This window comes from Dyadobacter sediminis, assembly GCF_005860765.1.
Taxonomy (GTDB): domain Bacteria; phylum Bacteroidota; class Bacteroidia; order Cytophagales; family Spirosomataceae; genus Dyadobacter; species Dyadobacter sediminis.
This window is the reverse complement of record NZ_VCEI01000031.1, coordinates 92,233-107,246: the sequence shown is the minus strand read 5'-3', so window position 1 is coordinate 107,246 and position 15,014 is coordinate 92,233. Positions and strand designations below refer to the sequence as shown.

The window sequence follows — 15,014 nt, the reverse complement described above, 5'->3', positions numbered from 1 at the left end:
CAAATGTTGATCAGAGCATGAATTTGAGTTTAACAACTTCTTTCTCGGTTAGGAAACGCCATTTGCCACGCGGCAAGTCTTTCTTGTTCAGTCCTGCAAAAACCGTTCTGTCCAGCTTCTGAACTTCATATCCAAGATGCTCAAACATACGTCGCACAATGCGGTTTCTGCCGCTGTGAATTTCAAGGCCTACGACCATTGCATCCGGCGTGACAATTCCGACTTCGTCAGGGCGGATGAATCCGTCTTCCAGTTCAAGGCCGTGCTGTAAAAGCTCAAAATCTTCATTGGTAATCGGCTTGTCCAGCTCCGCCTGATATATTTTTTTGATGCCTCCGGATGGATGCGTCAGCTTTTCAGCAAGTTCGCCGTCATTGGTCAACAGCAGCAGGCCCGTCGTATTCCGGTCCAGACGTCCAACCGGATAAACACGCTCCGAACACGCACCCTGAATCAGGTCCAGCACGGTTTTGCGCTCTTCCGGATCATCCGTCGTTGTAATGTAATCCTTTGGCTTATTAATCAGTATATAAACCATTTTTTCAGGATTAAGCGACTTTTTTCCGTATTTCACTACATCGGTCAGCTTAACCTTGTAGCCCATTTCTGTGATTGTTTTACCGTTTACAGAAATCTGGCCCGAAGAAATCAGATCATCTGCTTCCCGGCGCGAACAGATGCCTGAATTGGCTATATACCGGTTAAGACGGATTTCTGAATCTTCTTCTTTTTCTTTGCGTTTTGGAGCTGATTTTTTCTCGTATTCCGAAAGGTTATACCGCGGTGCACTTTCAAAACGTCCTACTCTTCTGTCCACGCCGCTGCGGTCTTCTTCGGCAGATGAATGTTCAGCTGACGTCCTGCGCGGATTTTCCCGGTCGGTACGGCTAAAATCTCCTCTTTTTTTAAATTCCGTATTTTCCTGTCTGTCTCTGAATGAATTGCCTGGAGCTGATCTGGATTCACGCGGTTCGTTGCGGTCCGTTCTTTCAAAACGGCTTCTTTCCTGCCTTTCGCCGGAAGGTCTTTCTTTTTGTCCGTAATTTTCTCTTGATCTGAAAGATTCCTGATCCCGGCCGGGCCTTTCATTACCTCTTCTTTCAAAACGGGGTTTGTCAGAATTTCCGGTCGCACGGTCTCTTGGTTCAAATGCACGGTCTTTGGGCGTGAACTCGCGTCTGTCGTTTTCGCCACGGAAATCGTCTTCACGCTTGAAAGGCCTTGGTTTGCCGGAGCCAAATTTGTCCGGTCCGGATTTTGTGAAAGCAGGCTTGTCAAAACGCGGGCGTTCGGAACGGCTTTTTTCGTGATCAAAATTCGGCCTTGCTTTTTGTCCAGCGTTTTCCGGCTTGGAAGCAGCTGTTCTCAGGCTTGACTTTTTGATGCTGGGCTTGCTGAAACGGCTTTCTACTTCCGGACGTGATTTTGTGAATGAACGGCCAGTGCCGTCGTTGCTTTTACGGAAGGTCTTTTGCCCGCCGTTTGAAGGTCGCGAAGCGTTTGCTTCCTTCGGGTTGTTTGTTCTTTTTCTCATTAGGAATGCAGTATCACTACTGGATTTATTTTCCTCTTAACAAATTACCTTGTAACTGAAAGTGATTTTAATTAGCCTTAAAATTGTAATTGCCACTAAAATCATCTTGCCAACGTATCTGATGATCAGAGTACTAAGTGTTTTTGAATTTTAGAATACAAAGATAAGCTAAATTTTTCAAGTAAATTTTTTTGTTTTGGCTATGTCAAAAGTAATAACAGAACGTTTATTAGTACTATTAAGTAAAAGTAGCTGAAATGCCCTTTATGCTTACAACCTTCAATAAAATGAAATAGATATGTCAGTGGAAGTCAAGGAGCAACCGCTATGGAAGCCCGGAAGAAATTTACAGGAACAATCCAACCTCAAAAGGTATATGGATTGGCTTTTTGTTAAAAAAGGTCTTTATTTTCGTTCTTATCATGATTTGTGGGATTGGTCGGTAACGGATCTGGAAGATTTCTGGGAAAGTCTCTGGCATTATTTCAACATCAAGTCACACGATCTTTATCTGGAAGTCCTTCAGAGGCCGCAGTCCGGAATGATCGGAACCAAATGGTTTACAAGATCAAAACTGAATTATGCCGAACATATTTTCAGAAATAAAACAAAGGACCGCCCGGCCATTGTTTTCCAGTCGGAACAATCCGCACTAAAGGAAATTTCCTGGGATACGCTTGAAGCCGAAGTTGCAGCTGTGGCGGCATGGCTCAGACAGCGTGGCGTAAAACCCGGCGACCGCGTAGCAGCAGTAGTTCCAAATATTCCGCAATCTGTAACGGCATTTCTGGCTGTCAATTCCATTGGCGCCGTTTGGTCGTCCTGCTCGCCGGACTTTGGTAAAGCGGCTATTATGGACCGTTTTTTACAAATTGAACCCAAAGTACTCTTCATAGCAGACGGTTATTCTTATAACGGAAAAACATACGACATAACATCATTTGCGCAGGATCTGTCATTTTCACTGCCTTCTGTCAGGGATACGGTTTTAATCAGCAACATCGATTCGGAAACGAAGCCCGAGCGCTTTACTTCCTGGGAGGATATTCTGCACCTTCAGAACTTTGGCATTGACTTTGAGCCTGTTCCTTTTGACCACCCGATCTGGATTTTGTATTCATCGGGAACAACCGCACAGCCAAAAGCCATTACGCACAGCGTAGGCGGCTGCCTACTCGAACATTTCAAGGCATTGATCCTGCATCAGAACGTAAAGCCGGGCGACCGTTATTTCTGGTACTCTACAACCGGATGGATGATGTGGAATTACGCACTGGGTTCTTTGTTGTGCGGTGCAACACTGGTTTTGTACGACGGTGCGCCTGCATATCCTTCTTCGCAGGTTTTGTGGACGCTGGCTGAAAAGGCAAAAATCACGCATTTCGGAAGCGGTGCAAGTTATTTCATCAATTCCATGAAATCGGGCGTAAGCATTGCATCTGAACGGCTCAACAAGCTGGAAACAATCGGCTCTACGGGTTCTCCTCTGCCTGCGGAAGTTTACGAATGGATTTACAGGCAAGTTAAAAAAGATGTGTGGCTCATTTCATTGAGCGGCGGAACGGACGTATGCAGCGCATTCGTAGGCGGCTGTCCTATTCTGCCGGTTTATGCCGGAGAAATCCAGTGCCGTATGCTGGGCTGCCGGATAGAAGCTTATGACGAAAACGGAAAACCGGTACAAAATGAACTTGGAGAAATGGTCATTACGCGTCCGATGCCGTCCATGCCGGTATATTTCTGGAACGATGAAGATGACGAAAGATATTACAGCAGCTATTTCGAAATGTACCCGAATGTATGGCGGCATGGCGACTGGATCAGAATAACTTCCCGGCAATCGGTAATCATTCATGGCCGGTCGGATGCTACTTTAAACCGTGGCGGGGTACGGATCGGAACTGCCGAAATTTACCGTGCCGTAGAAAGCATCGCGGATGTAAAAGACAGTCTGGCCGTGTACCTTGAAAAAGAGAGCGGCGGCGGAACCATATCGTTGTTTGTGGTTCTGGGCAAGGACAAAACACTTACGGAGAAACTGAAACAGCAGATAAAGGAAGTCCTGAGAAGCCAGTACAGTCCGCGGCATGTTCCGGACACGATTGAGCAGGTAAATGATATTCCTTATACCATGAACGGCAAGAAAATTGAAGCTCCGATGAAGCGGATTCTAATGGGCGAAGATCCATTGAAATGCATCAATATGGATACCGTTCGCAATCCTGAGTCTCTGAAGGCTTTTGTTTGATGATATGCATTGATATTCATTTGCTTTAGGCAACCAAAATCGTTTATTTCACGTTAATGAATAGGCTTCCGAAAGCAGGTTTGACACTCACTCCTTTTTAATTCTATTAGAATGAATCCAGAAAATTCCCAGACCCCGATTCGCAATTCACGTTCAGTTGTCCGACTGCCTATCATTATCGGTATTACACTTGCTGCGGGCGTGCTTTTGGGCAGTACTTTTTTCAGCGGCGGACGCAAGCTTTCGGATGTCGCCAAAGGATATGCAAAATACCGCGAGGTTTTGATGCTCGTTGAGAATAATTATGTGGACTCTGTCAATACAGACGAACTGGTTGATTTCTCCATTTCAAAAATGCTGGAAAAACTGGATCCGCATACGGCGTACTTCAACGCAGAAGAGGCAACTGCCGCAAGGTCGCAGCTGGAATCCGGCTTTGACGGAATCGGCGTTGAATTCAATATTTATAACGATACGGTTTATGTAGTGACACCGCTGAGCGGCGGGCCGTCCGAAGCAGCCGGAATACAAAGCGGCGACCGGATCCTTTCTGTAAACAAGGAGAATCTTTCCGGGCCGGGCGTTACCAACGCGCAGGTTTATAAACTTTTACGAGGTAAAAAAGGAACAAAAGTTGATCTGGCCATTGAAAGGGTAGGACTGAACGAGAAAATGAATTTTGCCGTGGTTCGTGACCGCATTCCTACTTACTCGGTGGACGCATCTTATATGGTTGATAATGAAATTGGCTATATCAAAGTCAGCCGTTTTTCGGAAACAACTTTTGATGAGTTCAAATCCGCTTTGAAAACACTGAAAGCAGATGGTTTGAAAAACCTGATTCTTGACCTGCGAGGCAATCCCGGCGGCTATATGGAACGTGCGACGAGTATGGCCGATGAATTTATTTCCGGTGATAAACTGCTGGTTTATACCGAAGGAAAAGACAGCCGGTTTGACAGAAAAACGCGTTCGCATGTGGACGGATTGTTTGAACAAGGCCCGTTGATCGTACTTGTGGATGAAGGAAGTGCATCGGCATCCGAAATTTTGGCCGGCGCTCTGCAGGATCATGACAGGGCTTTGGTCGTAGGAAGAAGATCTTATGGAAAAGGTCTGGTGCAAATGCCGATCAAATTGACGGACGGCTCCGAATTGCGGTTAACAATTTCCCGTTATTACACGCCGAGCGGACGCAGTATCCAAAAGCCGTACGAACTTGGAAAAGGGGAAGATTACAGTCAGGATCTTTCGCACCGGTATGAAAGCGGCGAGCTTTTTAATGTGGACAGCATCAAGTTTGATAAAAGCAAGGTCTATAAAACGGACGGCGGAAGGATTGTTTATGGCGGAGGTGGTATTACGCCGGATATATTTGTTCCGAAAGATACATTGATGAACAGCAAGTACCTGTTTGAACTTTATTCTAAAAATATCATCCGTGAATACGCATTGCGATACGCCAATGCAAACCAGAAAAAGCTGGAAAAAGAAACGTTTAATGAATTCTTGCAAAATTTCCAGATCACGGACGAAATGCTGTCCGATATGGTTAAGGATGCTTCAAAAGCCGGTATCAAGCCCAATGAAAAGGAGCTGAATCTTTCCAGACCGGTTATCGCTTCTCAAACCAAAGCCATTATCGGCCGTTACGTTTGGGGAAGAAAGCAAAAAAACGGATTGAACAACGAAGTCTTTCAGGTTCTGAACCCGATGGACAATGTTTATCAGCAGGCCGTTCATTTATTCAGTCAGGCGGCGCAACTGGAGAAAGGCCAGTTCAGCAGTCTGAATATTCCAAAGAACAAGAAGTAAAATCATTTTGCTTTTTGTCCGATTACAAACGAACTGAATTCTAATAATGTCCCGAATTGCATTAATTACCGGAGCTACTTCCGGAATAGGAAAAGCAACAGCAGAAGTATTTGCCAAATCAGGAATCGATCTTATTCTTTGCGGCCGCCGTCAGGAAAAACTGGATGAAGTTTCCGGAACTGTGTCTTCACAGGTCCGGGTAACCACGCTTGTATTCGATGTCCGTGACAAAGGTGCCGTACTGGCCATGATCGGATCTTTGCCCGACGAATGGAAAAATATAGATATTCTGATCAATAATGCGGGCAACGCACACGGACTTGGCTCGCTCGATGAAGGCGATATGGAAGACTGGGACGCGATGATCGACGGCAACGTAAAAGGATTACTGTATGTTTCCAAAGCCGTCATTCCACTAATGCTCGAACGGGCGAAAGGCCATATCGTCAATATCAGTTCCATTGCCGGAAAACAGACTTATGCAAACGGCACTGTTTATTGTGCCTCAAAAGCTGCCGTGGAAGCGGTAAGTGAAGGAATGCGGCTGGAACTGACGCAGCACGGAATCAAAGTGACAAACGTAGCACCCGGCGCAGTGGAAACTGAGTTTTCGCTTGTAAGGTTTAAAGGAGATGAAAGCCGTGCAGAAAAAGTGTATCAGGGATTTGATCCTTTGCAGGCTGCCGATATTGCAGATGCCATTCTTTATGCCGTGAATGCGCCGGCACGCGTAACCATTGCAGACCTTACGATTCTGGCTTCCGCCCAGTCTGCTGCTACGGTGATTTATAAAAAGCAGGTCTGAACTGTTTAAAAAGATTATTTTGGTTTGCTGCTGTCTTGTAAATATTTGTAAAATCGCAGCAAATCATTTGTTTATTCATTTTCCGGAATTCTCAGAATCAGGTTTGGATCAGGGCAAATGGATAAATAATACGGCTGATCCGGAACGCTGCTTACGCCGGGAAAATCTCCTGAATAGTTTTTCATATCTTCCATGATCTGAAAATGAAGGTGCGGAGGCCAGTCTCCGTTTTCCGGGTATGTTCCAATGGAAGCAAATCGTTCGCCCGATGCAATGCTTTTTCCTGCATACAATCCGTCCAGAGATTGTAAAGACAAATGTCCGTACAAGGTATAAAAGGCGACTTCCTGCAATTCGTGGCATAAAATAATAGTCGGGCCATAATCGCCGTACTGATTGTTGAATGCAAAACTGTGAACCTTTGCGTTCAGCGGAGCATAAACCGGTTCTTCTGAATCCATCCATATATCCGTTCCAAGATGAATGCTGCGCGGGTTTTGTTCATTTGTAAAATGCCGCATGTTCCGGTAAATAACCCGGTTTTCCGCATACCCGCCAATGCCGGTAAATTCATTGCCGGACAAAAGTTTGCTTGATACATATTCTGAAAATACAGCTGTTTCAGACAGATCAAGACGCAGTAATTCTTCATTGCTTTTGGAAAAATCCAGTTTTCTGTACGGTTTCCGACTTCGGACAACGGCATCGAATTCCGGATGTTTTTGAAGAATATCAGTCAGTTTCAGCATAAGGATTTAGGTCAAAAAACAGGTTGTACTTCATGCCCGGCAAATTTTCTCTATTTGGGATCAAGCGCAAATCTGATTCGCTGCAATACATCCTGCATATGATATTTTGTAATTTTATCGCTGGTTTTGGCAACGGAAAGCTGTAATGTCGTTTTCAGGCTTTCAAGATGCGCACGTGCAACAGAAGGTAAATCCGTTTTGTCCAGCTCCACAACGCGTGTAGAATAGCCGTAAGTTATTCCGACAGGAACAGACAACACATTTGCCCTTCCGGGTTTCAAAAGATCGATCAGTTTTTCAGTATAAACTTTCTGAAGGTTTCTGCGGTACAGATCAATGCTTTTTCCGGTTTTTGCTTCCGACCAGATCCCGCTTTCCAGATCAGTAAAAAGATCATCCAGCGTATAGTACTTTGAAGTAAGCCCCGTTTCCATCAAGCGCACCGCACGGTCTCCGGCAAACAGCGACGTAAGCGTATATTCCTGCAAAGCCTTAACCGATTCCACGCCGGTTTCCGGTTTTATCTTGCTTAAAATATTCTGATCCAGCAGCCAGGCAGGCGTTTTAAACAACTGGGTATTTAAAAATTCAATGGCTTCTTTCTGAATGGTTTTCGGAACCGTTTCAAAAGTGGAACCTTCCATGTCATATGTAACGGGATTGTCGTAAATACCACCGACATTCTTGATTACATGCCCGAGATACCTGCGGTACTGCGCTACAACATTGCTGTAAATTTCGTCCAGTTCCTTGTAACTTTCCCCGTCTTCCTTGCTCCATTCAATCAGGTTCGGAAGAATCCTTTTCAAATTTCTGATACCATATTCCGAGGCTTTCATGGCATTGTCGCTCAGGTCTTCTGTCTGGTAACGCGGGTCGTAAGGGCTGATTTCCGTTCCGAAATGCAGACGCGGATCCTTGTAAGCCTCAATTGTCATGGCATTAAGCCGTGCTTTTTCGCCAGATGCACCGCTGCAGTCAGAAATGCTGCTGTAACCCCATTTAATCGCCCATTTGTCATAATCCCCGATTCTCGGAAAAAGATTTGTAATACTGTCTTCGGGCTGCGCCACATAATTGAACCGTGCGTAATCCATAATGGAGGCCGTATGTCCGTGCAGTTCGATCCATTCTTTATCGCGCAGTTTTTCCACAGGCGTTGCCGAACTCGCGCCCATATTATGCCGTAAACCAAGCGTATGGCCGATTTCATGCGACGAAACAAACCGTACAAGCTGACCCATCAGTTCATCGTCGAATTTTTTCTTGCGTGCCTTCGGGTCCACGGCGCCAGCCTGAATGATATACCAGTTTCGAAGCAACCGCATCACATTATGGTACCAGCCAATATGACTTTCCAGGATTTCGCCGCTGCGCGGATCATGCACATTCGGGCCATACGCATTCTGTATATCGGCAGCAAAATAGCGGATTACAGAATAGCGCGCATCTTCCAAGCTCATGGTTGTATCGTTTTCAGGCCAGTATTCGGCACGAATGGCATTTTTCCAGCCGGCAGCCTCAAACGCAACCTGCCAGTCGTCAACGCCGGCTTTCAGGTATTTTCGCCACTTTTTCGGAGTGGCCGGATCAATGTAATAAACGATTGGTTTTTTGGGTTCAATCAGTTCGCCGATGCGCTGACGTTCTTCATCTTCCTCACTTTTTGGTTCCAGCCTCCATCTTACCGCAAACGTTTCAATGTCGGATCTTTGAGATTCTTCTCCGAAAATGGCATACTGGTTCGCAAAATAACCGACACGGCTGTCAAAAGTCCTTTTTTTCATAGGATGTCTCGGAAGCAGAATCAGCGATGTGTTCATTTCCAGTGTAATAACACCCGCATCAAGTCCGGAAGGCAAATATTGACCGATAGAAGGAACCGGCGAAGACGTCAGCAGCTGAGGCGTAACCGAAAAGGTCTTTACCGTTCTGATTTCCGTATTGATCGGGTAAGAACAGATTTTTTCAATATAGGAAGCTTCTTTTTTGAACGAGGTCAATTTGAGCAGTTGCTTGCTGACGGAGCTGAGCGAAAATACCTGATTATCAGAATTGAAAAAGTCGGTTACTTCAACAACCGACGATTTTGCACCGGGCTCTTTCCGGACGGCACGGACTTCAAAAACACCGATGATCGGATCGGAATTCGAGTTTTTAACTGCCTGGAAAATAGGTTTTGTACTGTCCGGGCTGGCAACTGTAATCGTTACAGAGCGCAGCAGCAGGTTATTGTCCATGCCCTTTTCCCAGCGGATCATCTGCCTGTTCACTTCTTCCCCGCCAAAAATACCGCCGCCGGCTGCCGTTTTGGAATACCGCGTAACGGCCATAATATCCCGGTCAAGTAAGGAATCAGGTATTTCAAAATACCATTTTTCATCCATTTTATGCACAGAAATCATTCCTTTCTGGCTAACGGCAATGGTTGTATCAATTAGATCCTTAAAAGCTTTCGGGCTTTTTCTTCGGTCATCTTTCAGCTTGTCTTTTACTGCAGTGGCAACTGCCTCAACGGCTTTATCAATCTTGACGTCCTCCTGTTTCTCATTTTTGTCTTTTTTCTTTTGGGCGTGAGCATCACTAAAATACGCGAGTACCAGACCCGCCAGAAGTAGGTAACGAACAAATCGCATAGAGTTGGTTTAATTAAGCACGTATACAAAAATAAACATTACTTGCAATAACAAGTAATATTAGGTCAAAAGAGAAACTAGTTTGTAGTTAAATATTCAGAAGTTCGGCGAGCACACCTTCTTTCAACGCGTAACTGGAAACCTGTATTTTATTGATGCCGTAATTTTTCAGGACGTAATCCACAAGACAGACTGCCACGACAATCATGTCCACGCGCAGTTCAATCATGCCCGGTATAAGCATGCGTTCCTGATGATTACCGGAAAGTATAGCCGTGTAAATCCTGTAAAATTCTGCTAGCGGAAGCGTAAAATCCGTCTCGTTTTTGGGAGGCCGTGAGTTTGTTCTATACTGATAATCAATGTCAACAAGCGTATCAAATGTCCCGGAAGAGCCGACAAGCTTCACGGGTGCATACTGGTGAACAGCATTCGCAAGCGGGATCAGGTTTTCTTCAAAATAATTGTAAAGGTTCTTTCTGTCTGATTGTGACATCGGATCATTTCGCATGAATTTTTCCATCAGCCGCTGTCCGCCGATTTCAAAGCTTTGCTTCCAGAAAATCTGGTTTTCATTGCCTATAATAAATTCTACACTACCTCCGCCGATGTCCATGATCAGGCAGGGATCATTTCGGAGAGCGGCGCCGTAACGTACACCCTTGTAAATGTATTCAGCTTCCCGGTTGCCGTCGATTACATGAATGGAAATGCCGGTTTTAGTCAAGATTTCTGAACAGAAGTCGGCCTGATTATCTGCATTCCGGATGGCACTGGTTCCAAAGGCAAATGTGTGCTCCTGTTTGACGCCAAAGAAATCCAGCTTTTCCCGGAAATATTCCAGGACGGCAAGTGCGCGGTCACGGGCTTCAGGTGTTATAATGCGCTTGCTGATCCCGCCAAGCCCGATCCGGGCAGGCCTGCTTTCATGAAAAACGGTAGTGGCAGAATCGTTTGTTTTGTCTGTGATGAGGAGATGAAAAGTATTGGTTCCTAAGTCAATAATTCCCAGTCGCGCGTTCATATCGGGCTGTTTAGCGGGTTAGTGGTTTGTATGCCAGCACAATTAATACAAAAATAACCTAATATTAATGACTTATTTCTTGATTTTCTGTTGGATATAGCTTTTCTTTGCAGTCCGATTTCAGAAACCAATTCAAAGAACATTATATTTTATAAGCATGCTTATTATAAACATTAAAGACAACGAATCGATTGACCGCGCTCTTAAGCGTTACAAGAAGAAATTTGAAAGAACTGGTACAATGCGCCAGCTTCGCGCCCGTACTGCTTTCGAAAAGCCATCTGTAAGACGTCGTTTCGAAGTTTTGCGTGCCGTTTACAAAGAAAAAACCTACGGTCATTTAGAAGACTAGTTCTCCGGAATTTGTTTCTGAAAGATCCTGTAAGGAAAAGTTATATCCTATCAGTACAAAAAGAGCAGTCTTGTCACAGATTGCTCTTTTTTGTATGTTAGGGCCATGATAACATTATTTCTGGAATACCTGAAGTTTGAGAAACGTGCAAGTGAGCATACGGTGAAAGCATATCAGACGGATCTGGACCAGTTTCAGAAGTATCTGCTGTTCCAGTATGAATGCAGTACGCCGGAAAGTGCCAGCCCGCCCATGCTCCGGTCGTGGGTTGTGAGCCTGATGGAAGAAAGTCTCAATCCATCGTCTGTTAACCGCAAAATTGCTTCTTTGCGTACTTATTACAGCTTTCTGAAACGCAGGAAAGTGATTTCAAACGATCCTTCCAAAATTCTTTCTGCTTTAAAAACCCGTAAAAAGCTGCCTGCGTTTGTAGAAGAAAAATCCATGGAAATGCTTTTTGAAGAAGCTGCATTTACCGATGATTTTGAAGGAATACGCGATCGTACCATTATGGAACTGCTGTATGGCAGCGGCATCCGTCTTGCGGAAATCGTCAGTCTGGAAGTAAAAGACCTGGATCTGGCGGCTCGGACCATCCGGGTTTTTGGGAAAAGGTCCAAAGAGCGTATTGTTCCCGTTTCCGTTTCGCTGACTGAACTGCTCATCAAATATCTGCAACTGAGAGCACCTTCCGAAGATACGGATTTTCTTATCCTTACAGATTCCGGCAAGCCGGTTTATCCGGTTTTTGTTCAGCGAACGGTAAAAAAATATTTATCTGCTGTAACTACTCTTTCACAAAAAAGTCCGCACGTATTGCGTCATACCTATGCAACGCATTTGCTCAACAGAGGCGCGGACCTGAATGCCATCAAAGAATTACTGGGCCATGCAAATCTGGCAGCAACACAGATATATACGCACAACTCCATTGAAAAGCTTAAAAAAACACATCAGCAAGCCCATCCAAAGGCCTGAAACCCATTTTTTAAGAGTATCTTTGCTTTTATTGCAAGTTTCAGAATATAATTTTGTCTTCAGAATATGAATAATAGTTTCCAGGACGCAGTTGTAACGAAGTACAATATTTTTAACAGCCTTTTTCTGAGTTTGCCTTATCGCGGCATTTTTCAGACAGGTTCGTTGCTTCCCATTCTTACACAACAAAGTGAGACAGGATTTCAGGAAGGGAAATCTCCAAAGGAAATCATTGAGCATTTTTTTTCGGAATTGCTGGAAACTGCTACGCCAAAGGAAAGGGCAGATCTGCTTTTTGCTTTTATTCAGTACATTGAACGGCAAGTAGTGCTTTTCGATTCTGTGGAAGATGCAGCCTTTGATCTTACGCATGACCTGACCGGAAAAGGCTCTGTCAATTATCTGACGGATCGGCTGGACAGTGAAGAACTTAAGAAAAAGCTGCTTGCAAAGCTGGAAGATTTCAGCGTGCGCATTGTGCTTACCGCACATCCTACGCAGTTTTACTCCGGTAAAGTGCTGGGCATCATCAACGATCTTGAAGATGCGATCAAGAAAAACGATTTTACCGAAGTAAATCAGCTGCTTCTGCAACTCGGCAAAACGGCTTTTATCAATCACGAAAAACCGACTCCTTTCGATGAAGCTGTAAGCCTTTGCTGGTTTCTTGAGAATGTATATTACGATGCGATTCCTTCCATTCTTGAAAAACTGATCAACGGCCTGGGCATGAGCGTGCACGACTGGCCTTACCCGAATGTTTACCGGCTTGGTTTCTGGCCGGGAGGCGACCGGGACGGCAATCCGTTTGTAAACCCTGAAATCACACTTCAGGTTGCAGCCCGATTAAGAGAAACGTTGCTGAGAGGCTATTACCGTGATCTGAGAACATTAAGGCGCCGCCTGACTTTCAAGGGTGTGGATGAGGCTGTTGCACTGGCGGAGAGAAAAATGAACAGTACCATTTTCGGGCCGTTTGAGGAAGGGTACAGCAACGCACAGGAACTGATTGATGAGCTGCTGAAATCCCGCGAAGTGCTGGTTTCCAAGCATCAGGGATTGTTTGTGGAGCTGCTGGATAATTTTATCCTGAAACTGAATATTTTCGGGTTCTTTTTTGCCAGCCTGGATGTTCGTCAGGACAGCCGCAAGCATGCAAAAGCGTGGGAAGATATTTTAAAAAGACTTGAAAAGAAGGTTCCTCTGCTGAAATACAGTGATTACGAAAGCTGGGATGAAGCAAAGAAAATTGATCTGCTCCTTTCTCTGAACATTCCGCTGCGTGATGAAGACTACGAAGATGAACTGACAAAAGATATTCTGGGCTCGATCCGTGCTATCAAGACAATTCAGCACAACAACGGGGAAAAAGGGGCACATCGTTATGTAATCAGCAATAATACTTCGGCTTTGAATGTCATGCAGGTTGTGGCTCTGGCCAAAAACCTCATTGCCGATGAAGAAGGCAAGCTGGCGCTGGATGTGGTTCCGTTGTTTGAAACGGTGGACGACCTTGCCAATGCGCCGGGTATTATGCGCCAGTTGTATGAGAATGAATATTACCGGAACCATTTAAATAACCGTGAAAACCATCAGACCATTATGGTTGGTTTTTCAGACGGAACAAAAGACGGCGGTTATCTGAGAGCAAACTGGTCTATATACCGTGCAAAAGAAGAACTGACGCAGGTTTCACGGGAATTCGGGATTAAAGTCACTTTCTTCGACGGACGCGGCGGACCTCCTGCTCGTGGCGGCGGCAATAACCATAATTTCTATTCTTCTCTGGGAAAAGACATTGAGGATAAGGAAATTCAGTTGACCGTACAGGGACAAACGATCAGTTCCAATTATGGAACGGTAACTACGGCCATGTATAATCTGGAAAGGCTTTTTACGGCCGGACTTGAAAATCATTTGTTCAGAGGAAGCAGGGTTGAAGAAGAATTGTCTGAAAACGACAAGGTATTGATTGAACAAATGGCGGAGGCCGCCTATAACTCTTATCTTGATCTTAAAAATCATCCGATGTTTGTAAAATATCTTGACAAAAAGACGCCGCTGCGTTTTTATGGCCAGACGAACATAGGCAGCCGTCCTACCAAACGCGGCAACGATGATGAAGGCTTGAAATTTGAAGATCTGCGTGCGATTCCGTTTGTAGGATCGTGGGCGCAGATGAAACAGAACGTGCCGGGTTTTTACGGGTTCGGAACGGCCATTCAGCAATTGATTGAAGACGGCAGGAAAGAAGATATTATCCAGTTATACAAGAAGTCGCTCTTTTTCCGGACACTGATTGAAAACTCCATGCAGTCGCTGTCGAAAGCATTTTTTCCTGCAACCAAATACCTGCGTGACGAAGAAGATTACACAGAATTCTGGGATAAAATGTACAATGAATTTCTGCTGACACGCGATCTGCTGCTGGAAGTTTCAGCGCAGAAGGAATTGCTTGACAGCAACAACATTACAAAGGTTTCCATCAAAACGCGTGAACGGATTGTCCTGCCGTTGATCACCATTCAGCAATATGCACTGCAGATGCTGGCACAGGATTCCAAAACATTGCCGGTGGATGTAGAAACGTACAATCAACTGATTATGCGGGCTATGTTCGGGATTATCAATGCGGCCAGAAACTCGGCGTAGTTTACGTTATAATAATTAATAAAAGGTCTGCCAGGAAATATATTTCAGGGCAGACCTTTTTCGTGTAAATTCAATCAGAATGACAAAGTTGAACTTAACAATTTTTATATAAACAGCATAGAATTGCGATATTCAGAAACTGTTCCAAGAATGCACTAGAATAGTTTGGATTATTATACGCTTGGTTAATGTAATGTTACTGCTTGATAAATCATTTTGTT

The 15,014-nt window shown here is 44.8% G+C and carries 10 protein-coding genes; 6 read left to right on the top strand and 4 right to left on the bottom strand.

All coding sequences use genetic code 11. The annotated features are described in order from the left end of the window. Window positions 1-10 precede the first annotated feature (10 nt). Window positions 11-1,534 carry a pseudouridine synthase gene (locus FEM55_RS23585; RefSeq protein WP_138283788.1) on the bottom strand — a complete coding sequence of 508 codons (1,524 nt, stop codon included), beginning with the start codon at window positions 1,532-1,534 and terminating at the stop codon, window positions 11-13. Window positions 1,535-1,832: 298 nt separating this feature from the next. On the opposite strand from FEM55_RS23585, the gene FEM55_RS23580 reads away from it, so the two are divergent. The 3 genes from FEM55_RS23580 to FEM55_RS23570 all read left to right on the top strand — a co-directional run bounded on the left by FEM55_RS23580 (window position 1,833) and on the right by FEM55_RS23570 (window position 6,402). Beyond that, window positions 1,833-3,782: an acetoacetate--CoA ligase gene (locus tag FEM55_RS23580; protein ID WP_138283787.1), complete on the top strand. Its 1,950-nt coding sequence runs from the start codon at window positions 1,833-1,835 to the stop codon at window positions 3,780-3,782. A 111-nt stretch (window positions 3,783-3,893) separates the two neighbouring features. Continuing rightward, the gene (locus tag FEM55_RS23575; protein WP_138283786.1) at window positions 3,894-5,597 is read left to right on the top strand and encodes a S41 family peptidase; all 1,704 of its coding nucleotides are present in this window, start codon (window positions 3,894-3,896) and stop codon (window positions 5,595-5,597) included. Window positions 5,598-5,643: 46 nt separating this feature from the next. Next, on the top strand, window positions 5,644-6,402 hold the full coding sequence (locus FEM55_RS23570) for an SDR family NAD(P)-dependent oxidoreductase (protein WP_138283785.1): 759 nt from the start codon (window positions 5,644-5,646) through the stop codon (window positions 6,400-6,402). A gap of 71 nt (window positions 6,403-6,473) precedes the next feature. On the opposite strand, the gene FEM55_RS23565 is transcribed toward FEM55_RS23570, so the two are convergent. The 3 genes from FEM55_RS23565 to FEM55_RS23555 all read right to left on the bottom strand — a co-directional run bounded on the left by FEM55_RS23565 (window position 6,474) and on the right by FEM55_RS23555 (window position 10,811). Next, the gene (locus FEM55_RS23565; protein ID WP_138283784.1) at window positions 6,474-7,151 is read right to left on the bottom strand and encodes a peptidoglycan DD-metalloendopeptidase family protein; all 678 of its coding nucleotides are present in this window, start codon (window positions 7,149-7,151) and stop codon (window positions 6,474-6,476) included. Window positions 7,152-7,201: 50 nt separating this feature from the next. Continuing rightward, on the bottom strand, window positions 7,202-9,787 hold the full coding sequence (locus FEM55_RS23560) for a zinc-dependent metalloprotease (protein ID WP_138283783.1): 2,586 nt from the start codon (window positions 9,785-9,787) through the stop codon (window positions 7,202-7,204). Window positions 9,788-9,875: 88 nt separating this feature from the next. Next, a complete protein-coding gene (locus FEM55_RS23555; protein ID WP_138283782.1) occupies window positions 9,876-10,811 on the bottom strand; it encodes a Ppx/GppA phosphatase family protein in 936 nt (311 codons plus the stop codon). Window positions 10,812-10,968: 157 nt separating this feature from the next. Here FEM55_RS23555 and rpsU point away from each other — a divergent pair, with 157 nt between their 5' ends. From rpsU to FEM55_RS23540, 3 genes are all read left to right on the top strand, one after another. Then, window positions 10,969-11,163 (top strand): 30S ribosomal protein S21, encoded by a 195-nt coding sequence (rpsU, locus tag FEM55_RS23550; protein WP_026629542.1) that lies wholly within the window; start codon window positions 10,969-10,971, stop codon window positions 11,161-11,163. A 105-nt stretch (window positions 11,164-11,268) separates the two neighbouring features. Further along, window positions 11,269-12,141 (top strand): tyrosine-type recombinase/integrase, encoded by an 873-nt coding sequence (locus FEM55_RS23545; protein ID WP_138283781.1) that lies wholly within the window; start codon window positions 11,269-11,271, stop codon window positions 12,139-12,141. Between the two features lie 66 nt (window positions 12,142-12,207). Beyond that, window positions 12,208-14,793 (top strand): phosphoenolpyruvate carboxylase, encoded by a 2,586-nt coding sequence (locus FEM55_RS23540; protein WP_138283780.1) that lies wholly within the window; start codon window positions 12,208-12,210, stop codon window positions 14,791-14,793. Window positions 14,794-15,014: the final 221 nt, after the last annotated feature.

Excerpts from the sequence above, each read along its gene's own strand:
- FEM55_RS23570 (WP_138283785.1), top strand. The coding sequence starts at position 5,644 with ATGTCCCGAATTGCATTAATTACCGGAGCTACTTCCGGAATAGGAAAA.
- FEM55_RS23540 (WP_138283780.1), top strand. The coding sequence starts at position 12,208 with ATGAATAATAGTTTCCAGGACGCAGTTGTAACGAAGTACAATATTTTT.
- FEM55_RS23580 (WP_138283787.1), top strand. The coding sequence starts at position 1,833 with ATGTCAGTGGAAGTCAAGGAGCAACCGCTATGGAAGCCCGGAAGAAAT.
- rpsU (WP_026629542.1), top strand. The coding sequence starts at position 10,969 with ATGCTTATTATAAACATTAAAGACAACGAATCGATTGACCGCGCTCTT.
- FEM55_RS23555 (WP_138283782.1), bottom strand. The coding sequence starts at position 10,811 with ATGAACGCGCGACTGGGAATTATTGACTTAGGAACCAATACTTTTCAT.
- FEM55_RS23560 (WP_138283783.1), bottom strand. The coding sequence starts at position 9,787 with ATGCGATTTGTTCGTTACCTACTTCTGGCGGGTCTGGTACTCGCGTAT.
- FEM55_RS23585 (WP_138283788.1), bottom strand. The coding sequence starts at position 1,534 with ATGAGAAAAAGAACAAACAACCCGAAGGAAGCAAACGCTTCGCGACCT.
- FEM55_RS23565 (WP_138283784.1), bottom strand. The coding sequence starts at position 7,151 with ATGCTGAAACTGACTGATATTCTTCAAAAACATCCGGAATTCGATGCC.
- FEM55_RS23575 (WP_138283786.1), top strand. The coding sequence starts at position 3,894 with ATGAATCCAGAAAATTCCCAGACCCCGATTCGCAATTCACGTTCAGTT.
- FEM55_RS23545 (WP_138283781.1), top strand. The coding sequence starts at position 11,269 with ATGATAACATTATTTCTGGAATACCTGAAGTTTGAGAAACGTGCAAGT.